Below are 20898 nucleotides of genomic sequence, written 5' to 3'. Positions count from 1 at the left end.
TGGCGCATAGTAGCCAGCCGATAACTTCGATCCAACGGGGAGATTGCCCCCTGGAAGGGGCAATTCCATGAATTTCAGCGGTCGGAACGGAAGAAGAGGCTCCACCAGGTCCTGCGGGCGGGCGCCGGGGAGCCCGCCGGGGGCTCCGTGCGCGGGGCGGGGGGCGGGACCTGCTCGGGCAGCGGCCCGGGCGCGGTCGACGCGAAGTCCTTCGGCGCGCTCGGGGCCCTCGGCGCCGCCGAGGCGGGCGGCGTGAACTCCACGGGCAGCGCCTCCAGACGCTTCGACAACCACGCGGCGGACCAGCGCAGTTCGCCCTCGGGCACGGCGAGCCGCATGTCGGGGAGGCGGGCCAGCAGCGTGTCGACGCCGGTGTCCGCGATGGCGCGGCCGATGTCCTGGCCGGGGCACTCGTGGGGGCCGCTGCTGAACGCCAGGTGCGCCCGGTTGCCGAGCAGCGGCTTGCCGAGGTCGGGGCGGATCTCCGGGTCGACGTTGCCGGCGGCGACGCCCAGCAGCAGCATGTCGCCCGCCCTGATCTGCTGGCCGCCCAGGACGGTGTCGCCGGTCGCCCAGCGGCCGGTGATCGCCGACAGCGGCGGGTCGTCCCACAGCACCTGCTCCAGCGCGTCCGGCAGCGTCATGTGCCCCCCGGCGAGGTTGGCGCGGAAGCGGCGGTCGGTGAGGACCAGGCGCAGCGTGTTGGCGATCAGGTTGACCGTGGTCTCGTTGGCGGAGATGAGCACCAGGCGCAGGTGCTCCAGCACCTCGTCGTCGCTGAGGTTCGCCTCGTGCCCGAGGAGCCGGCTCGCCAGGTCGTGGCCCGGTTGGGCCTTCTTGCGCTCGGTGAGCGTGCGCAGCGTGCGGACGACGAACTCGTTACTGGAGACGGTCGTCTCGGTGCCCTTCATCAGGTCCAGGGCGGCGTCGACCAGGTGGGGCCCGTACTCCTCCGGCATGCCGAGCAGCTGGGTCATCACCAGCATCGGCAGCTTCTCGGCGAACTCCTCGATGAGGTCCGCGCGGCCCTCGGCGGCGAAGGCGTCCACGAGCTGGTCGGTGTAGCGGATGACGTAGCGGCGCACGCCGCGCCGGTCGAACTGGTCCAGGGCGTCGCGCACCGCCGAGCGGAGCCGCTCGTGTTCGGCGCCGTCGCTGAAGACGCACATGGGCTGCCACTCGACCATCGGGCGCAGCGGCGAGTCGGCGGGGACGCGCCCCTCCCGGAACATCCGCCACAGCCGGGAGTCGTTGGAGAACCGCGACGGCGACCGCATCGCCTCCAGGTTCTCCCGGTGGCCCAGGACGATCCACGCCGGCAGGTCGCCGTGCAGGAGGACGGGTGCCACCGGGCCGTGCTGCCGGCGCAGCTCCTCGTACAGGGCCTGCGGGTCGCGTTCGGCCTCGGCGCCGTAGATGCGGCGCAGGGGGGTGGCGCCGATGCCGTGGGCGGGGCAGCCGGGAGGCGGGGTGAGGCCGGGGGCGGACTCGGCGTGGGGGGCGGTCATGACGCCTCCTGGGTCGTGGCGAGGGTCTGGAGGTAGCGCATCAGCGTCATCAGGACGTCCCGGCTGGAGCCGCGGTTCCGGGCGTCGCAGGGGACGATCGGGACGGACGGCGGCAGGTCGAGGGCGGTACGGAGCTCCTCGACCGGGTAGGCGGGCGCGTCCGGGAAGGTGTTGACGGCGACGACGAACGGCACGCGGCGCTCCTCCAGCCGGCCGAGCACGTCGAAGCTGACCTCCAGGCGGCGGGTGTCGACGAGGACGACGGCGCCGAGGGCGCCTTCGAACAGGCCGCGCCACAGGAACCAGAAGCGCTCCTGGCCGGGCGTGCCGAAGAGGTACAGGACCAGCTCCTGGTTGATGCTGATCCGGCCGAAGTCCATGGCGACGGTGGTCGACGTCTTGCCGTCGACGCCCGAGGTGTCGTCGACGCCGACCCCGGCCTGGGTCATCGTCTCCTCGGTGGTGAGCGGGCGGATCTCGCTGACGGAGCCGACGAAGGTGGTCTTGCCGACGCCGAACCCGCCCACGATCACCACCTTGACGGCCGTCGTGGCCGTCTCCGGCAGCACGTCCTCGCTGCGCGGCCCCCGAACCGCGCCGCCGCCGTGCTGCTCGGAGCCGTCGTGCTCAGAGCTTCTGAAGTCCATCGATCACTGCCTCAATCAACGCGCGGTCGGGGAGTCTGGCGGGGGGAATGGGTGCGCGGGCGACGATGCGGTTGTCGGCGAGGAGGTCGCCGAGCAGCACCGTGACGACGCTGACCGGGAAGCGCAGGTACGCGGAGATCTCGGCCACGGACAGCGGTGACTGGCACAGCTGTACGATCGCCGCGTGCTCCGGCTGCATCCCGGGCTTCGCGCCGGACCTCGCCACGATCAGCGTGACGAGGTCGAGTTCGGCGGGCGCCGACCCGCCACTGCGTCCCCCCGTGATCACATAGAGCCGCTCGGGACTGTTTTCCTCCCAGTCACCGCCGCCCGCTTCGCTCACCTGGCGCCCTGCCCGTCCTGTCGCGGCGGACTGCTCAGGTGTTCTCCGATCCGCAGCACGAGGTCGCGCATGCGCTGGCCCATCAGTCCGGCGTCGACCCCCTCGTCGGCGAGCACGGCCAGGTACGCCCCGGCGCCCGCGGCCATCAGGTAGAAGAAGCCGCCGTCCATCTCGATCACGACGAGCCGCATCCGGCCGTCGCTGTAGGGGAGTTCGGAGGCGACGGCGCCGGCGAGCGACTGGAGTCCGGCGCAGGCCGCGGCGAGCCGGTCGGCGGTGTCGTGGTCGGTGCCGTACTGGGCCATGCGCAGACCGTCGGCGGAGAGCACGACCACGTGTCGGGTTTGCGGCACGCCTTCCGCGAGGTCCTTGAGCATCCAGTCCATATCGGCCTGCTGCTTGATCATCGCTGAGAATTCCCCTTGCTTGCGTCGTTGGGCTCCCCGGACAGGCCGCTCTGGAAGGCGGCCAGCCACATTCCGGGCTGCACCTGAGGTGTCGGCTCCTGGCCGGGAGCCGGGGCCGCGGGCGTCGGCGACGCCTGGCCCGAGGATGCGGCCGGTGCGGCGGCTGCGGCCTGGGGCGGGTCCGCGAGCGGTTGCCTGCGGCGTCGCTGCGGCAGGCCGTTCGCGGTCCGCTCGACCACCGGCAGGCCCCCGGCGTCCACCGCCGGGCCCGTGGCGGGACGCTCCGCCGGGGCCGGGGCCGGGACCTGGGCGGGGACGGGGGCGGCGGGGGAGGCCGCCGGGACGGCGGCGCGGGGCACGGAGGAGGCACCGATGCCGTGGGCGAGACCGGAGGCGGCGGCGACGGTGGTGATCAGCTCCTGCGGGACGACGACGACGGCGCGGACACCGCCGTACGCGGAGGAGCGCAGCGAGACCTGGAAGCCGTACGCCTGTGCGAGTCGGCCGACCACGGCGAGACCGAGGCGCGGGGTCTCCCCCAGGTCGTTGAGGTCGATGCCCTGCTGGGCCTGGCGGAGCATCCGCTCGGCCCGCTTGCGGGCCTCCTCGCTCATGGACACACCGCCGTCCTCGATCTCGACGGCGATGCCGGACTGCACGTCGACGGCGGTCAGGTGGACCTTCGTCTGCGGCGGGGAGTAGCGGGTGGCGTTGTCGAGGAGTTCGGCGAGCGCGTGGATGAGCGGCTCGACGGCGGGGCCGGTGACGGCGACCTCGGTGACGGAGTGCAGCTCCACGCGCTGGTAGTCGATGATCCGCGACATGGCGCCGCGCAGCACGCTGTACAGCGGGACGGCCCTGCTCCACTGGCGGCCCGGGCGGGCACCGCCGAGGACGGCGATGGAGTCGGCGAGACGGCCGATCAGGGCCGTGCCGTGGTCGATGCGGAGCAGGTCGCCGAAGACCTCGGGACGGTGGCCGTGCCGGTCCTCCATCGCGCGCAGCTCCTGTGCCTGCTGGTGGACGATGGCCTGGACGCGGCGGGCGATGTTGACGAAGGCCCGCTGCGCGGACTCGCGCAGGTCCTCCTCCGCGACGACCGCGTCGACGACCACGCGGACGACGGCCTGGTGCTCCTCGGGGGCGGTGAGCGAGCCGAGGACGTCCTCGGGGAACTCGCCCTTCCGCAGCCGCTGGACGGCGTCCGGCAGCAGCGTCCCCGCCAGGTGGGCGGTCTCCGCGTGCCGGCGGGCCAGGGCGGTGTCACGGGCGGTGACGGTGCGGCGCAGTTCGGCGATCACCCGTCCCCGGCGCGCGACCTCGCTGCCCAGCGCGGCGAGGACGAGAGCGGACACCCCTCCGGCGACCGCGACCGGTCCCCGTGCGGAAGCCTCCACCATGGCCACCGAGACCCCGGTGGCGACGGCGATCAGAGCGGCGGGCAGCAGCCACACGAAAGATGCCGCGGACCGCGGGCTTCCACTTCCGGGCGACGATTCCTCACGGACCATCAGCACCCTCAAACCCATCGAACGAGAAAGATCACATGACAACGAGCGCCGAGCATAGTCCCTTTGAGCAAGGGGGTTTGACGCAGGGTCATGTCGTGGCCTGATGTTTGCGCAAGCTTCCGCTTCTCGTACGACAGGGGTGGTCGCGGCGACTCGGTCCTGTTCTCGGGGATCGCCGTGAACCTCCCGGTCCGGCGGCCCGAAGCGGCCGTCGGGGACGCCGGACCGCGGTTGTCCCGGGCCGTCCCGGGCCGGTGAGGGACCCGCGGCCGGTGCTCGGGATGGCCGGGGCCCGACCGCCGGAGGCGGTGGCGGTGGCGGTGGCGCCGTACGGCCGCCCGGAAGGGCCGCCGTACGGCGCGGGGGTCACGGCCGCGCGGAGGGGCGGCGCCTCACCAGTCGCCGTCGCCGACGGGCTTGCCGGGCGGCGCCGCGTCGCCGAGCGGCTGGACCTGGTGCGGCCCCGGCGGCGTCCAGGGCGCGTGGTCGTCGCCGAGCCAGTCCCCGACCGGCTTGACGCCGGACAGCGGCCCGGTCGGCGGCAGGTCGGTGGCGGACGCGTCGTCGTAGTCGTACCAGGGCAGTCCGGCGCGGGTGTAGGCGTCGCGGTCGACGGGGGACGGCGGGGGTTCCTCCCCGGTGATGCGGCGCCACTCCGGCGGCGTGACGAGGTGGACGAAGACGCGGCCCGCCGGTTCGGGCGCCCAGTCGGAGAGCGGCCGGTCGTCCCGGTACACCTCCTGGCGCATCGTGCCGCCCGCGCCCAGTCCCATCGCGACGGCGCGCCGCGGCGCGGCCGCGCGCGCGGGGGCTCCGGGGGCGGGGGCCGCGTACGGGGCGGGGGCGCCCGGCGCGGCCCCGAAACCGCCGCCGTACCCGCCGAACGCGGCCGTCGGGGCCGGCGGCGCGCCCGGCGGGTAGGGGGCGGAACCGTCCCAGGCCGGGGCGGCCGCGGCCCGCCGGGCCGACTCCTCCTGCTCGGCGCGCCACGCGTCGCGGGCCGGGCCGTCCAGCGGGAACGCCTGGAGCTGTACGCCGCCCCAGGTCTCCTCACCCGTCACCTGCCCCTCCACCGTGGCACCCAGCCCGAGGGGCACGGCGACGAACTGGCGCACGGTGCCGCGCCCGGAGTTGATGCCGTCGAGCCAGGGCTGCCGGGGCAGGACGACGTAGTTCTGCGGATCGCGGTCGAGGGTGCCGCTCCAGGGGCGGCCGGAGACCGCGCACACCTTGCCGACGCCGACCTGGAGCGCGGCGGGCTCCGCACTGCCGGCGAAGCTCAGCCACAGCGCCTCGCGCAGGTACATGGGGACGAGGACGCCGCCGCGCGCCCGCCACGCGGGCGGCACGGTGGCGGCGAAGTCCTCGACGCGCCGGACGGGGAACTCCCCGAGCCCCGGCGGCAGCGGATAGGTCCCGCTCTCCGGGAGGCGCAGCGTCCTGATGAACCGGACCCGCACCCCTCCGCCGAGCAGCAGGGTGTTCCCGTCGAGCCGTACGGCTGCCGCGGCCATCGCGCTCCCCTCTCTTCCCCGGGTCGGCCCCGGGTGGCTGGTTCCTTGCTCCGCTGCTATCACGGCGTCCGGCGCTCGGCGGTTCCGCGCGGGACGGCGGACGGCAGCGAGCGGGGACGGCAGCGAGCGGGGACGGGGGGACGGCGGCGGGTGGCGGCGGACGGCGGCGGGGGTGCCCTTCCGGGGCGGGCCCGCCGGCCGGGCACCTCCCGGCGGCGGACCGGCGGGCCGTCCGGAGTAGTCCAGCGGGTGGACCGCCCGCCCGGGGCGGATGGTGAGGAGGGAAGTCCGCCCCGCACCCCGCCGAGGAAACGGAGACACGCGCGTGATCGAGGACACCGTCGCACGACCGCCCCTGGGGCCGCCGCCCGTACGGTTCTGGCCGGCGCTGGACCTGAAGGCCACCGAGTTCGACCCGGTGCTCGAGGAGTTGATGCGGGAGGGGCCGGTGGCCCGCATCCAGCTGCCGCACGGCGAGGGCTGGGCCTGGCTGGTCACCCGGTACGAGGACGTGAAGGCGGTCACGAACGACCCGCGCTTCAGCCGCGCCCCCGTCCCCGGGCTGGCCGTCACCCGGCTCGCCCCGCACTTCAAGCCGAAGCCCGGATCGCTGGCGTTCGCCGAACCGCCGGACCACAACCGGCTGCGCCGCGCCATCGCGCCCGCGTTCTCGGCGCGCGGTGTGGAACGGCTGCGCGAGCGGGCGCGGGAGATGCTCGACGGGCTGGTGGCGAAGATGCTGCGGGACGGGCCGCCGGCGGACCTGGTCGCACGGGTGCTGGGACCGTTCCCGACCACCGTGATCTGCGAGCTGATGGGTGTCCCGTACGCCGACCGGGAGCGGATGAGCGGCTGGGTCCACGAGATCCTGTTCCCGGCGAAGGGAGCGGCGGTGACCGGCCGCGCCAAGGACGAGATGTACGCCTGGTTCGCGCGGGAGATCGCGGCGCGCACGGCGGACCCCGGCGACGGCGAGGACATCCTGTCGCTGCTGGGCGCGGCCGTCGCGGCGGGCGACATCAGCGCCGAGGAGGCGGTCGGGCTGGTGGGGCCGGTGCAGATCGGCGGGGAGGCCGTCACCAACAACTGCGGCAACATGCTGTACCTGCTGCTCACCCGGGAGCGGCTGCGGGAGCGGCTGTGCGAGGAGCCGGAGCTGCGGCCGCGCGCCCTGGACGAGCTGCTGCGGTACATCCCGCACCGCTCGTCGGTGGGGCTGGCCCGGATCGCGCTGGAGGACGTGGAGATCGGCGGCGCGCGGATCGCGGCGGGCGACGCGGTGTACGTCTCGTACCTGGCGGCCAACCGCGACCCGGAGGTGTTCCCCGACCCGGAGAGGATCGACTTCGACCGCGTCTCCAACCCCCATGTGTCGTTCGGGCACGGGCCGCACTTCTGCACGGGCGCGCTGCTCGCGCGGATGGAGATCGAACTGCTGGTGGAGGTGTTCCTGGACCGCTTGCCGCGGCTGCGGCTCGCGGTGCCCGCCGAGGAGGTGCCGTGGCGGCGCAGCGCGCTCATCCGGGGCCCGGAGGCGCTGCCCGTCACGTGGTGACGGCGTGTCCGGCCGTTCGGTTCCGCCCACCGGACGCGCAAGAGCGGGATTCGGACACGTGCCGCGCGGGGCGAAGGGGAGTGATTGACGCATAAAGGGGGCGACGGGCCCGCCAGACCGCTCCCGAGGGCCCGGCGGCCCGGATTGCGAGCGCCACCGTTCCCCCGGCGGGGGCCGGCGTCCGGCGGCGGACGCCGGCGGGCGCCGCCGGAGCCCCACGGTGACGGGCCGTCCGTTCAACGCTGAACAGCCCGAACGGTCGGTCCGTTTCCCCGCCCTCCCGTCTCCCGGGCCCTCGGCGGCGGGAGGGCCGGGCGGACGCGCGCCCCGTCGGCAGCAAACGCTTCCACGGCTTTGCAGCGCCGCCGCGGCCCGCGGCGTGTCCCGGAGGAACCGGCCATTCGGCACCCCCTTCCTCCGAACGCGCGTAGAGCGACCGAAAGACAGCCTTGTGGCAGAGGTGAACCGGACGCGAGGATTCCCAGCGTCACAAGTTGTCAGGCACATGCCGACACCCGGGAACCACCGGTCCGTCGGCGCGGCCTGTCGGGCCCGTCCACCCAACGGGCCCTCGACAATCCCCCACCGGAGGACGCAGTGAACTTCAAGCGCTTCACCCCCCGCGGCGGTTTCGCGAGAGGCGCGCGGCTGACCGCCATCGCCGCCGCTCTGGTCACCGCCACCGCGCTTGCCGCCCCGAGCGCCGGGGCGGAGACCGCCGACGCCACCCGGGCGACCGTCGCCGAACTCACCCAGGTCAGCGAGGCCGTGCTCGACGCCGACGTGCCGGGCACCGCCTGGTACACCGACGCCAAGTCCGGCAAGCTGGTCGTCACCGCCGACTCCACCGTCTCGGCGGCCGAGCTGGCCGAGCTGAAGAAGGCCGCGGGCGACCGCGCCGGCGCCGTGGAGATCAAGCGGACGCCGGGCACGTTCAACAAGCTCATCGCGGGCGGCCAGGCCATCTACGCCTCCGGCGGCGGCCGCTGCTCCCTCGGCTTCAACGTCCGCAACAGCAGCGGCGTGACGTACGCCCTGACGGCGGGCCACTGCACCGAGATCGGCAGCACCTGGTACACCAACTCGGGCCAGACCACGCTCCTCGGCTCCCGTGCCGGCACGAGCTTCCCGGGCAACGACTACGGCCTCATCCGCCACTCCAACGCGTCGGCGGCGGACGGCCGGGTGTACCTGTACAACGGCTCGTACCGTGACATCACCTCCGCCGGCAACGCGACCGTCGGCCAGACCGTCCAGCGCAGCGGCTCCACCACCGGTCTGCACAGCGGCCGTGTCACCGGCCTCAACGCCACGGTCAACTACGGCGGCGGCGACATCGTCTCCGGCCTGATCCAGACCAACGTCTGCGCCGAGCCCGGCGACAGCGGCGGCGCCCTGTTCGCCGGCTCCACCGCCCTCGGCCTGACCTCCGGCGGCAGCGGCAACTGCTCCTCGGGCGGCACCACGTTCTTCCAGCCCGTCACCGAGGCGCTGAGCGCGTACGGCGTCAGCATCATCTGATCCGTCCCCACCCCGGCCGGTGGCCCGCCTCGTGCGGGCCACCGGTCCGCGCGTTCCGGCACGCGGCCGGGACCCCTCACCGGGCCCTCACCGGCCGTTACGCGGAGGTCAGGGGCAGCAGGTCCGCCGACGGGCGCAACCCCTCCACCCGACCCCCCGTCACGACCGCCAGCTCGTAGGGGTGCCGCTCCCCCGGCTGCCACTGGCCGCCCGCCAGGCGGATCGTGGCGACGTTGGGCACCGGGCCCGCCGTCCAGTCGAGGGGTCCCGCGACCGTCTCCAGGCGGGTGCGGGACACGGCGGCCGCGAGGGACGCCGGTTCGGTGGGGTCGTCCGCCGTGGCGAGCGCGTGGTGGGCGACCTCGAACAGGGCGTACGCGAGCCCCAGCGGCTGGAGCCACTGGCGGCCCGTGGCCCGCTCGTACGCCGCCGCCAGGTCCGCCGCCCGTGTGCCGTCGAGCGAGGAGCGGTACGGGTGCGAGGGCGTCCAGTAGACGAGGGTCGCCACCCGGTCCTGGGCCGGCCGGTCCCCGCCGCCCGTCGTGGTCGGCGGGTAGGCGAGCCACCGGGAGCAGGTGATCAGCCGGGGTGTGCGTCCCCGCCCGGCCGCCAGCTCCCGGAACAGCCCCAGGTCGCGGGCGGTGGCGGCGCTGGTCACGATGTCGGCGCCGGCCTCCTCGAACGCCGCGACGTGGCCGTCGAGGGTCTCCGCCGGCTCCCGGTAGCCGCCCGGGTCCACCAGCCGGTGCCCGCGCGCCCGGGCCACCGGGGCGAAGCCCCGCTCGCCGTGGCGCGACCAGGAGCCCTGCGGGCCGTCGTTCCACAGGCAGCCGACCGTCCGGCCGGGGCCGGCCGCGCGCTCCCACAGGTCGGCGAAGGTCTCGGCGATGTCGTCGAGACCCCAGCAGAAGTGGTAGGTCCACGCGAACGGCCGTTCCTCGTCGGCGCCGCGCCCGAAGTAGTAGACCTGCCAGGGGAACGCCGACGACAGGCACGGCACCCCCGCCTCCTCGCACGCGTCGGCGACGGCGGGCAGGACCTGCGTGCCGGCGAGCGTCAGCACGATCCGGGCGTCCTCGTCCGCGGTCAGCTCCCGCACCGCCTCCCGCGCCCCCTCGGCGGTGGAGCGGCTGTCGCGCGCCACCAGCCGCAGCGGGTGGCGGCGCCCCCCGTTGCGCACGGCGTCCAGGCGCGGCCGCAGCAGGTCCAGCACGAAGGCGAGCGGGTCGCCCAGGCTCGCCAGCCGCCCCGTGCGCGCCACGACCACGCCCACCGTCAGGGTCTCTTCCCGATCCGTCACGACGTCTCCCTCACTCCCGGCAGGACAGCGGAATCTCCGCCTCCGCCCGTATCAACCGCCGGGCGGGCGGACCGTCACGCGCGGGGGCCCGGCCCCGGCCGCGCGGGGCGGCCGGGGCCGGGCCGGGAGGGGCGCCGGGAGGGGTCGGACGGGAGCGGTCAGGCGGGCGGGGCGCCCCAGGCGAGGGCGGTGCCCGTGTAGGCGGGGACGGTCCTCGCCTCGGTGTAGGCGGACGACGGGGCGCGGCTGTGGTCGTCGCGCTCGTCGAAGGGCGACCAGTCCGCCTTGCTCATCCGGAGCTGGATGTCGCCGGTGTCGCGGCCCGCCGCCAGGGTGCCGCCGGCGAAGCCGACCTCCAGGTAGGCGTCGGCACCCGCGACCGGGGCGGACAGCGGGACGACCCGCAGCCTCACCTGGGCGCAGCCCACCACCGCGTGGTCGCACCACGCGCTGACGGTGGGGGCGCCGCCGTCCCGGGTGAAGTAGTAGCGGGCGGTCACGGCGGACAGGTCGACGGAGGCGGCGGAGGTGTTGGCGATCCGCAGCTCGGGGCGGATCGCGTTGTCGGTCGGCGAGCCGTCGGTGGTCCGGTGGAGGACCTTCAGCCCGCCCGCGGGGCCGCCGCCGGAGGACGCGGTGGTGACGGCGAGGGAGGCGGAGGGCGCGGAGACGTTGCCGGCGGCGTCCCTCGCCCGTACGGCGTAGGTGTACCGGGTGGAGGGGGTGAGCCCCGTGTCGGTGTGCGCGGTGCCGGTGACCGGCGCGGTGGTGACCTTCGCCCCGTCCCGGTACACGTCGTAGCCGGTGACGGCCACGTCGTCGGTGGACGGCGCCCAGCCGAGGGTGACGGAGGCGGAGCCGGTCGCGGTGGCCGTCAGGCCGGAGGGGGCGGTGGGGGGCGTCGTGTCGTCCGGGTCGCCGCCCCCGTCGCCGTACACGTCGGTGAGGCTGAGGCCGGTGGTGCTCCCGGCGCCGCCGAGCGGGACCTGGTGGTCGAGGCTGACGAACTTGCCGCCGTGCTGCCAGAGGGCCGGCTTGAGCAGGGCGTACTTCTCCTCGTCCCAGCTCTTCCAGTCGTTCAGGAGCAGGCCGCCCGTGTCACCGGAGTTGGGGTTGAGGCACCAGAAGGTGTGGTGGAGGCGCTGCTCGGTGATCAGGTCGCGCAGGGCGGTCATCCACTTCTGGTTGGGTCCGCCGTCCATGAAGCCGCCCCACTCCCCGATCAGGAGGGGCGCGGTGTCCTCCTTGTGCAGGTAGAGCCAGTTGGGGTCCCAGACGTCCCGTTCGAGGGTGGTGCGGTTCCAGTCGCCGGTGAACCACGGCTGGGGCGCGACGAGGGGGCCGTAGTCGTGCGGCGAGTAGACGACCTGGTCGTTGCCGGCGCCGAGGTCGACGGGGTGGTCGCGCACGCCGCGGAGGTTGCCGCCCCACCAGGTGGAGTGGTAGTCGGCGGCGCTGGTCGAGGACCAGTTGCTCCCGTTCTTCGGGTAGATCTGGATGCCCTCGCAGAGGATGAGCAGGTTCGGGTTGATCGCCAGGATGCGCTTGCCGGCCGTCTCGCAGGCGTACTTGAAGTTGTCCTGGTCGGTGGAGCCGTCCCACTTGGCGCGCGGGCTCTCGCCGGCGCCGCCGTGCGGCTCGTTCTTGATGTCCATCGCCACGAGCGTGTCGTCGCCCCGGTAGCGGGCCGTCACCCACTCCCAGGCCGCGTGGAACTGCTCGGTGGTGATGGCGCCCTTCCACCACACCGGGTGGAAGTGGCCGGCGTTGTCGGCCTCGGCGCTGTGCACGTCGAGCATGACCTTGATGCCGTACTGCTTGCACAGCGCCAGCCAGTGGTCGAAGACCTCCAGGGTCGTCTTCCCCGCGATCTCCGGGTTGGCGTACGCGTTGACGGCGCTCGGCACGGAGGCCCGGCCCTCCTTCCACTCCAGGAGCAGCTGGGTGGAGATCGGCACGCGGACGATGTTGATGCCGCGCTGCGCCATGGAACGGGTGATCTCGGTGATGTTGGCGGACCACAGGCCGTGGAAGACGCGCTCGGTGGCGTTGAAGCCGAACCAGTTGGCGCCGGTGAGCCAGACCTCGTTGCCCTGGGCGTCGACGATCCGGTTGCCGCGGGTGTGCAGCCAGTCGTCGCCGGGGGCCGCGGCGGCCGTCCGCGCCTGCGCGGGCACGGCGGTGCGGGTCTCGGGGGCGGCGACCGCGTCGGCGGCCGGTCCCGCGGCCCACAGCAGCGCTCCGGCGAGCACGGCGGCGGCCAGCGCGCGTAACCGCCGGTGGCGTCCGGAGGGCAGGGTGGTGGGTGACTGTCCCACTGCGTCACGTCCCTACTGTTGAGTACATGTCAAAGCGGCTCGGAATGGGAGCGCTCCCATCGCGCGTTCATGAAGCCAGCCCCGAAAGGAGCTGTCAACCTCCCCCGCAGAAACCGTTCACGTCCGCGCGTCCGCTCCGGGTCCGCCGTTCCCGGCGGGGCGTCAGCCGTGCCCGGGCCCGCCCGGCCCGAGGCCGCCCTGGATCCGCTCCAGGTCGCCGGGACGGACCCGGATGACGAGCAGCGCGACCAGCGCGCCGACCACGGCGAAGACCGCCGCCAGGACGAACGCCGCCGACACGCCGGCCGTCAGCACCTCGTGCGCCCAGGGCGGCGGCAGCTCCCCGGTGCGCTGGAAGCGCAGCCGCTCCGGGACGCTCGCCCGGGACAGGAAGTCGGCGGTCTGGCGCCGCGCCTCGTCGCGGCCGGCCGTGCCGAAGACCGTGACCAGGAGGGACAGGCCGAGCGAACCGCCCACCTGCTGGGTGGTGTTCAGCAGGCCCGACGCGGCGCCCGTCTCGTGCGGGGCGACGCCGGACAGCGCCATCAGCGTCAGCGACACGAACTGCATGCCCATCCCGAGACCGAGGACCAGCATCGGGCCGAGGACGCTGCCCGCGTACGTCGAGTGGGCGTCCGTCAGCGTCAGCCAGCCCAGTCCGGCCGCGGACAGCAGCGCGCCGAGCACCATGAACGGCTTCGGGCCGAACCGCGGCAGCAGCTGCGAGGTGACGCCCGCGCCGACCGCGATGACGGCGCTGACCGGCAGGAACGCCAGGCCCGCCCGGAGCGGGCCGAAGCCGAGCACGTTCTGCACGAACAGCGTCAGGAAGAAGAACATCCCGAAGATCGCCGCGGCGAGGCTCAGCATCATCCCGTACGTCCCGGCCCGGTTGCGGTCGGTGAACATGCGCAGCGGGGTGACGGGCTGCCGCGACCGCCGCTCCACCAGGACGAACACCGCGAGGACGACCAGGGCCGCGCCGAACGACGCCAGGGTGAGGGCGTCGCCCCACCCCTCCTGCGCGGCGCGGATGAACCCGTACACCAGCAGGACCACGCCGAGCGTGGAGGTGAGGGCGCCGGCGACGTCGAAGTGCCCGGGCCGCCGCTCCGACTCCCCGATCCAGCGCGGGGCGACGAGGAGGATGAGCAGCCCGATCGGCACGTTGACGAAGAACACCCAGCGCCAGTCGAGCCATTCGACGAGCATGCCGCCCACGAGGAGCCCGATCGCGCCGCCGCCGGCCGAGACGGCGGCGAACACCCCGAAGGCGCGGTTGCGCTCGGGGCCCTCCCGGAACGTCGTGCTGACGAGGGAGAGCGCGGTCGGTGAGGCGATGGCGCCGCCCAGCCCCTGGAGGGCGCGCGCGGCGAGCAGCTGCCAGGAGTTCTGGGACAGCCCGCCGAGCAGCGACGCCAGGGCGAACAGCGCGACGCCGATCATGAACATCCGCCGCCGCCCCAGGATGTCGCCGGTGCGGCCGCCGAGCAGCAGCAGCCCGCCGAAGGCGAGGGTGTAGGCGTTCACCACCCAGGACAGCCCGGTGGTGGAGAAGTCCAGTGACCGCTGGATCTGCGGCAGCGCGATGTTCACGATGGTGATGTCGAGCACCACCATGAGCTGGCAGCCGGCGATGACCAGCAGGGCGATCGTGCCGCCGTCGCCCCTCTTCGGGGCGGCGGTCCGCGACACGGACGGGGAGCGGGGCAGGGTCATGGCGCACACGGCCCTCGGAAGGAGGGGGGTGGACCGGGGTCGTCCACCGTTCAACGCTAAGCCCGCGCTCCCCCGGTCACCACTCGGTCGGGCACCCCGCCGGGACGGCCCCCGGACGCGCCTCCCCCCTTCGGCCGCGGGGCGCCGGGAGGGCGGGGGCCGCTGCGGGGCGGCCGCCGCGGGGCCGGTACGGCCGGGGCCGCCGGACGGCGGTGTGCGCGCGGTCGCCGGGGGAACACGCCCGGTGTTAGAAATGGTCCATGAGGGGCAAGAGCGGACGTCTCGGGCGGACCGGGCGCCGGGGGCGTCTCCTGGGCGTGCGCAGCGTCGCCGGGCAGGTCCTCCTCCTCCAGGTCGTGGTGGCCCTGGTGCTGATCGTCGCCGCGGTGCTGGCCCTGTCGTTCCAGGCGCGGTACGACAGCGAGCGCGACGCGCAGAACCGGTCCCGCGCGGCGGCCGAGACCTTCGCCGACGCCCCCGGCACCCTCGCCGCGCTCCGGTCGGCCGACCCGGCGAGGACGCTCCAGCGGCACACGGTGGACGCCTGGCACGGCTCGGGCGTGGACTTCGTCGCCGTCATGACCACGGACGGCACCCGGATCGCGGACAGCGACCCGAACCTGGTCGGCACCCACGCGCAGGGCGTGCAGGAGGCGGCCCGGGGCCGGACCGTCACGGAGATCTTCGCGGGCACCCCGCACGACGCCGCGCGGGCCGTCGTCCCCGTGATGGACGACCGGGGAAGGGTCGTCGGCCTGGTGAGCGCCGGGGTGTCCATCGAGAACGTCGGTGACGCCGCCGCCCGGCAGCTGCCGCTGTTCCTCGGCGCCGGCGCCGTCGCGCTCGCCCTGGCGACGGCCAGCGCGGCCCTGGTGAGCAGGCGGCTGCGCCGCCAGACGCGCGGCCTCGGCCCGGCCGAGATGACCCGGATGTACGAGCACCACGACGCGGTCCTGCACGCCGTGCGGGAAGGGGTGCTCATCGTCGGGGACGACGGCCGGCTCACCCTCGCCAACGACGAGGCCCGCCGCCTCCTGGACCTGCCGGCCGACGCCGAGGGCCGCCACGTCACCGACCTGGGCCTGGCCGGGGACACCGCCGAGCTGCTCGCCTCGGGCCGCCCGGTCACCGACGAGGTCCACCTCGCGGGCGACCGCCTGCTGGCGGTCAACACCCGGCCGACCGACCCGTTCGGCGGCCCGTCCGGCACCGTCGCGACGCTCCGCGACACCACCGAGCTGCGGGCCGTGACGGGCGTGGCGGCGGTGGCGCGGGAGCGGCTGACGCTGCTGTACGAGGCGGGCGTGCGGATCGGGACGACGCTGGACGTCACGCGGACGGCGCGGGAGCTGTCGGAGGTGGCGGTCCCCCGGTTCGCGGACTTCGTGACCGTGGAGCTGCTGGACCCGGTGCTGCGGGGGGAGGAGCCGACGGAGGTCCACACCGTGATGCGCCGCGCGGCCGTCAGCGGCGTGCGGGACGACCACCCGCTCCAGCCGGTCGGGGACCTCATCCGGTTCGACGTGCCGACGACGCCGATGGCCGCGGCGCTGGCGCGGGGGGAGGCGGTGCTGGAGGCGGACCTGACCGTGGCGCACGGCTGGCGGGAGCAGGACCCGGCGGGCGCCGACGTGGCCCTCGCGTACGGCATCCGCTCGCTGGTGTCCGTGCCCCTCCAGGCGCGCGGGGTCGTCCTGGGCATGGCCAACTTCTGGCGTTCGGCGCCGTCCGAGCGGTTCGAGGACGAGGACGTGGCCTTCGCGGAGGAACTGGCGGCGCGGGCGGCGGTGGCCGTCGACAACGCGCGCCGGTACACGCGGGAGCACGCCATGGCGGTGACGCTCCAGCGGAGCCTGCTGCCCCGGGTGCTGCCCGAGCAGGACGCGCTGGAGACCGCCTACCGCTACCTGCCGGCGCAGGCCGGGGTGGGCGGCGACTGGTTCGACGTGATCCCGCTGCCCGGCGCGCGGGTCGCGCTCGTCGTCGGGGACGTCGTCGGGCACGGTCTGCACGCGGCGGCGACGATGGGCCGGCTGCGGACGGCGGTGCACAACTTCTCCGCGCTCGACCTGCCTCCGGACGAGCTGCTGGGCCACCTCGACGAGCTGGTGTCCCGGATCGACGAGGAGGAGGCCGAGGACACCGGCGCCGGGATCACCGGGGCGACCTGCCTGTACGCCGTCTACGACCCGGTGACGGGCGACTGCTGCATGGCGACGGCGGGCCACTTCGCACCGGCCGTGGTGCGCCCCGACGGGTCGGTGGACTTCCCCGACGTGCCCGTGTTCCCGCCGCTGGGCCTGGGGGGCGGGCCGTTCGAGACGTACGAGGTGCGGCTCCCCGAGGGCAGCCGTCTGGCGCTGTACACGGACGGGCTGGTCGAGCACCGGCAACGGGACCTCGACGCGGGCCTGCGGCTGCTGCGCGACACGCTCGCCGAGGCGCCGGGGCGGACGCCGGAGGAGACCTGCCGGGCGGTGTTCGACGCGATGCTGCCGCCGCACCGCGGTGACGACATCGCCCTGCTGGTGGCCCGCACCCGGCTGCTGCCGCCGGACCGCGTGGCGGACTGGGACGTGCCGCCCGACCCGTCGGCGGTGGCGCCGGTGCGGGCGGCGTGCGTGCGGCAGCTGGAGCGGTGGGGGCTCGACGAGATCGGCTTCACCACGGAGCTGGTGCTCAGCGAGCTGATCACCAACGCGATCCGGTACGGCTCCGCGCCGATCCACGTGCGGATGCTGCGCGACCGGAACCTGATCTGCGAGGTGTCGGACGGCAGCAGCACCTCCCCGCACCTGCGGCGGGCGGCCACCACGGACGAGGGCGGGCGCGGCCTGTTCCTCGTGTCGCGGCTGGCGGGCCGGTGGGGCACCCGGTACACGCCGAGCGGCAAGGTGATGTGGACGGAGCAGTCGCTGACGGGCGGGCCGGCGCCGCTGGAGGTGCCGGCGCTCTTCGACGACGCGGCGTGGTGACGCCCCGCCGGCGGGCCGCCGTCGCCATCATGCGGGGATGACCCACCGCACCCGGCGCGTCCTCCTCCCGCCCCCCCTCGCCCTGGTCGGGGCGCTCGGCCTGCTGTCGGGTCCGGGCCCCGCCCCCGTGCTCGCCACGGGCACCGGCGCGGACCCCGGCGCGCGGGCCGCCCTCGCCGAGGCGCGGACCGCCGCCCGGCTGGAGGAGGTCCGCCGCGACCCGGGCCGGCTGCGGGACTTCCTCCGCCGCCTGCCCAAGGGCGGGGACCTGCACCACCACCTCGGCGGCGCCGTCCCGACCGAGTCCCTGATCCGGCTCGCCGCCGAGGACGGGCTGTGCGTCGTGGCGCGGACCCTGACCGCCGTCCGCCCGCCGTGCGGGCCGGGCGCGCGGCCCGCCGCCGACGCCCGTACCGACGCGGTGTTCCGTACGGCGCTGCTGCGGGCCTGGTCCATGGAGGGCTTCCCGCCCGGGCGGCCCGGCCACGACCACTTCTTCGCCACCTTCGGCCGGTTCGCGGAGGTCATCCGCCGCCACCGGGGCCGGCAGCTCGCCGAGGTGGCCGACTCGGTGGCCCGGCAGCACCAGTTCCACCTGGAGACGATGGTCACCCCGGTCGAGGACGCGGCGCGCGGCCTGGCCGCCGCCACCGGCTGGGACCCCGACCCGGCGCGGCTGCACCGGGCGCTGCTGGCCGGCGGCCGCCTGGACCGGCTCGTCGCCGCCGCCCGCGCGGAGGCCGACGCCGCGGACGCCGGGTTCCGCACGGCCTCCCGCTGCGGCACGCCCCGCCCGGCGCCCGGCTGCCGGCTCGTCGTCCGCCGGATCTCCCACGCGCACCGCAACAGCCCGCCCGAGGTGGTCTTCACCCAGCTCGCGCTGGGGATGCGGCTGGCGTCGCGGGACCCGCGGTTCGTCGCCGTGAACCTGGTCGAGCCGGAGGACGGGGCCGTCGCGCTCCGCGACTACCGGCTGCACATGCGCATGGTGGCCCACCTGCGGCGCGCCTACCCGCGCGCCCGTGTGACGCTCCACGCCGGAGAGCTGCGGCCCGGCCTGGTGAAGCCCGCGGACCTGGCGTTCCACATCGGGGAGGCGGTGGAGGTCGCGGGTGCCGGGCGGATCGGCCACGGCGTGGACCTGGTCCACGAGGACGGGTGGCGCGGGCTGCTCCGCACGATGGCCCGCCGCGAGGTGGCCGTCGAGGTGCCGCTCACCAGCAACGCCCAGGTGCTGGGCGTCACCGGCGCCGACCACCCCTTCCCCGTGTACCGGGCGCACGGCGTGCCGGTGGTGCTCGCCACGGACGACCCGGGCGTGTCGAGGACGGACGCCGGCCACGAGTACGCGCGGGCCGCGACCGTCCACGGCCTCGGCTACCGGGAGCTGAGGGACCTGGCCCGCGCCTCCCTGGAGTACGCGTTCCTGCCGGGCCGGAGCCTGTGGCGGGGCAACCCGACGGCGCACGGCTACCGGCCGGTCCCCGAGTGCGCCGCCGCGCCCCCCGGCCACGCCTCCCCGGGCGCCGCCTGCCGTCGGCTGCTGGCGGCCGGCGCGAAGGCGGCCGTGCAGTGGCGCCAGGAGGTGGCGTTCGCGCGGTTCGAACGGCGGCACGGCGGCTGAGACGGGCCGGCGCCCGGCGGGAGGACGCCTGCCGCGGACCGGCGGCTGAGACGGGCCGGCGACCGGGGAGGCGCCGGCTACAGGTGGCGGCGGACGGCGGACGCCGCCCGCTCGTACGCCTTGCGGGCCTCCACGGCGGCCTCGCGGGAGGCGACCTCCGCGACCGGCACGTCCCACCAGGCGGCCGCGCCGGGCGCCTCCGGTCCCGGCGCGGCCGTCTCGACGTACACGCAGGTGGGCCGGTCGGAGGCGCGGGCCTCGGCCAGCGCCGCCCGTACCTCCCCGACGGTGCGGGGGCGCAGGACGTCCATGCCGAGGCTGGCGGCGTTGGCGGCGAGGTCGACGGGGAGCGGTTCGCCGGTGAAGGTGCCGTCGGCGGCGCGGTGGCGGTAGGCGGTGGCGAACCGTTCGCCGCCGGTCTGCTCGGAGAGGCCGCCGATGGAGGCGTACCCGTGGTTCTGGACGAGGACCAGGTTGATCGGGAGCCGCTCCTGCACGGCGGTGACGATCTCGGTGGGCATCATCAGGTACGTGCCGTCGCCGACGAGCGCCCAGACGGGCGTGCCGGGCGCGGCGAGCTGCACGCCGATGGCGCCGGGGATCTCGTAGCCCATGCAGGAGTAGCCGTACTCCAGGTGGTACTGGCGCGGGGAGCGGGCGCGCCACAGCCGGTGCAGGTCGCCGGGGAGGGAGCCGGCGGCGTTGACGACGACGTCCCGGTCCCCGACGACGGCGTCGAGGGCGCCGACGAGCTGCGTCTGGGTCGGTACGGCGCCCTCGTCGCCGGCCCGCAGGGCGGCGGTGACGACGCGTTCCCAGCGTTGTCTGCCGGTGCGGTACTCCGCCTCGTACGCGGGCGCGACGCGGTGCCCGGCGAGGGCCTCGGCGAGCGCCGCGAGGCCGGCGCGGGCGTCGGCGACGAGGGGGAGGGCGGCCATCTTGTGGGCGTCGGACGCGGTGATGTTGAGGTTGACGAACCGGACGCCGGGCCGGGCGAAGAGGGTGCCCGACGCGGTGGTGAAGTCGGTGTAGCGGGTGCCGACGCCGATCACGAGGTCGGCGGTGCGGGCGATGTCGTCGGCGGCGGCGGTGCCGGTGTGGCCGATGCCGCCGAGGTCGGCGGGGTGGTCGTGGCGCAGGGAGCCCTTGCCGGCCTGGGTGGAGGCGACGGGGATGCCGGTGGCGTCGACGAGGGCCTTCAGGGCGTCCTCGGCCTCGCTGTGGTGGACGCCGCCGCCGGCGACGAGGAGGGGGCGCTTCGCGGCGCGGACGGCGCGGGCGGCCGCGGCCAGTTCGCCGCGGTCGGGGGCGGGGCGGCGCACGGTCCAGACCCGCTCGGCGAAGAACTCCTCGGGCCAGTCGTACGCCTCGGCCTGCACGTCCTGCGGCAGGGCGAGGGTGACGGCGCCGGTCTCGACGGGGTCGGCGAGGACCCGCACGGCGCGGAGCGCGGACGGGACGAGCGCCTCGGGGCGGGTGACGCGGTCGAAGTGGCGGGAGACGGGGCGGAGCGTGTCGTTGACGGACACGTCGGCGTGGACGGGGTGCTCCAGCTGCTGGAGCAGCGGGTCGGCGGTGCGGGTGGCGAAGTAGTCGCCGGGGAGGAGGAGGACGGGCAGCCGGTTGACGGTGGCGAGGGCGGCGCCCGTGACGAGGTTGGTGGCGCCGGGGCCGATGGAGGTGGTGACGGCCTGGGCGGAGAGCCGGTTCAGCTGCCGGGCGTAGCCGACCGCGGCGTGCACCATGGCCTGTTCGTTGCGGCCCTGGTGGAACGGCATGGCCTGCTCGCCGGCCTCCAGGAGCGCCTGGCCGACGCCGGCGACGTTGCCGTGGCCGAGGATGCCCCAGGTGCCGGCGACCAGTCGGCGGCGCACGCCGTCGCGTTCGGTGTACTGGGCCGTCAGGAAGCGCACCAGCGCCTGGGCGACGGTGAGGCGGCGGGTGGAGGGGCTCATC

The 20898-nt window shown here is 75.2% G+C and carries 14 protein-coding genes; 4 read left to right on the top strand and 10 right to left on the bottom strand.

What is annotated here, in order from left to right; translation table 11 throughout:
* Positions 1-74: 74 nt before the first annotated feature.
* The 6 genes from IE106_RS04885 to IE106_RS04860 all read right to left on the bottom strand — a co-directional run bounded on the left by IE106_RS04885 (position 75) and on the right by IE106_RS04860 (position 5930).
* Positions 75-1508, bottom strand: coding sequence for a cytochrome P450 (locus IE106_RS04885; protein WP_189530203.1), 1434 nt, complete (start codon positions 1506-1508; stop codon positions 75-77).
* Complete coding sequence (locus IE106_RS04880) at positions 1505-2155, bottom strand: GTP-binding protein (RefSeq protein ID WP_189530200.1); 651 nt, start codon at positions 2153-2155, stop codon at positions 1505-1507. Before IE106_RS04880 ends, IE106_RS04885 begins: the two co-directional genes overlap by 4 nt.
* Complete coding sequence (locus IE106_RS04875; RefSeq protein WP_189530198.1) at positions 2136-2498, bottom strand: DUF742 domain-containing protein; 363 nt, start codon at positions 2496-2498, stop codon at positions 2136-2138. Before IE106_RS04875 ends, IE106_RS04880 begins: the two co-directional genes overlap by 20 nt.
* Complete coding sequence (locus IE106_RS04870; RefSeq protein ID WP_189530196.1) at positions 2495-2905, bottom strand: roadblock/LC7 domain-containing protein; 411 nt, start codon at positions 2903-2905, stop codon at positions 2495-2497. Before IE106_RS04870 ends, IE106_RS04875 begins: the two co-directional genes overlap by 4 nt.
* A complete protein-coding gene (locus tag IE106_RS04865; RefSeq protein ID WP_189530194.1) occupies positions 2902-4416 on the bottom strand; it encodes a sensor histidine kinase in 1515 nt (504 codons plus the stop codon). The genes IE106_RS04870 and IE106_RS04865 overlap by 4 nt, the downstream gene beginning before the upstream one ends.
* 392 nt (positions 4417-4808) lie before the next feature.
* On the bottom strand, positions 4809-5930 hold the full coding sequence (locus IE106_RS04860; RefSeq protein ID WP_189530192.1) for a hypothetical protein: 1122 nt from the start codon (positions 5928-5930) through the stop codon (positions 4809-4811).
* A 325-nt stretch (positions 5931-6255) separates the two neighbouring features.
* On the opposite strand from IE106_RS04860, the gene IE106_RS04855 reads away from it, so the two are divergent.
* Together IE106_RS04855 and IE106_RS04850 are read left to right on the top strand one after the other, a co-directional pair.
* Positions 6256-7485, top strand: a complete 1230-nt coding sequence (locus IE106_RS04855; RefSeq protein ID WP_189530190.1) for a cytochrome P450 — start codon at positions 6256-6258, stop codon at positions 7483-7485.
* 597 nt (positions 7486-8082) lie between these two features.
* Entirely contained in the window at positions 8083-9006 is a 924-nt protein-coding gene (locus IE106_RS04850; protein ID WP_189530188.1) for a S1 family peptidase, read from the top strand.
* Between the two features lie 97 nt (positions 9007-9103).
* Here IE106_RS04850 and IE106_RS04845 read toward each other — a convergent pair whose 3' ends face one another.
* From IE106_RS04845 to IE106_RS04835, 3 genes are all read right to left on the bottom strand, one after another.
* The gene (locus IE106_RS04845) at positions 9104-10306 is read right to left on the bottom strand and encodes an ABC transporter substrate-binding protein (RefSeq protein ID WP_189530186.1); all 1203 of its coding nucleotides are present in this window, start codon (positions 10304-10306) and stop codon (positions 9104-9106) included.
* Between the two features lie 158 nt (positions 10307-10464).
* Positions 10465-12624 carry a cellulase family glycosylhydrolase gene (locus tag IE106_RS04840; RefSeq protein ID WP_229840044.1) on the bottom strand — a complete coding sequence of 720 codons (2160 nt, stop codon included), beginning with the start codon at positions 12622-12624 and terminating at the stop codon, positions 10465-10467.
* Between the two features lie 162 nt (positions 12625-12786).
* Complete coding sequence (locus IE106_RS04835) at positions 12787-14343, bottom strand: MFS transporter (protein ID WP_189530184.1); 1557 nt, start codon at positions 14341-14343, stop codon at positions 12787-12789.
* Positions 14344-14603: 260 nt separating this feature from the next.
* Here IE106_RS04835 and IE106_RS04830 point away from each other — a divergent pair, with 260 nt between their 5' ends.
* Positions 14604-17318 (top strand): SpoIIE family protein phosphatase, encoded by a 2715-nt coding sequence (locus IE106_RS04830; RefSeq protein WP_189530182.1) that lies wholly within the window; start codon positions 14604-14606, stop codon positions 17316-17318.
* 37 nt (positions 17319-17355) lie between these two features.
* The gene (locus IE106_RS04825; protein WP_189530181.1) at positions 17356-18942 is read left to right on the top strand and encodes an adenosine deaminase family protein; all 1587 of its coding nucleotides are present in this window, start codon (positions 17356-17358) and stop codon (positions 18940-18942) included.
* A gap of 77 nt (positions 18943-19019) precedes the next feature.
* Here the strand turns inward: IE106_RS04825 and iolD are convergent, their stop codons facing one another.
* Positions 19020-20897: a 3D-(3,5/4)-trihydroxycyclohexane-1,2-dione acylhydrolase (decyclizing) gene (gene iolD / locus IE106_RS04820; protein ID WP_189530178.1), complete on the bottom strand. Its 1878-nt coding sequence runs from the start codon at positions 20895-20897 to the stop codon at positions 19020-19022.
* Between the last annotated feature and the right edge of the window lies 1 nt (position 20898).

Origin of the sequence: Streptomyces roseolilacinus (assembly GCF_014649335.1) — a bacterium.
GTDB lineage: Bacteria > Actinomycetota > Actinomycetes > Streptomycetales > Streptomycetaceae > Streptomyces > Streptomyces roseolilacinus.
This window is presented reverse-complemented; position numbering and strand designations above follow the sequence as displayed.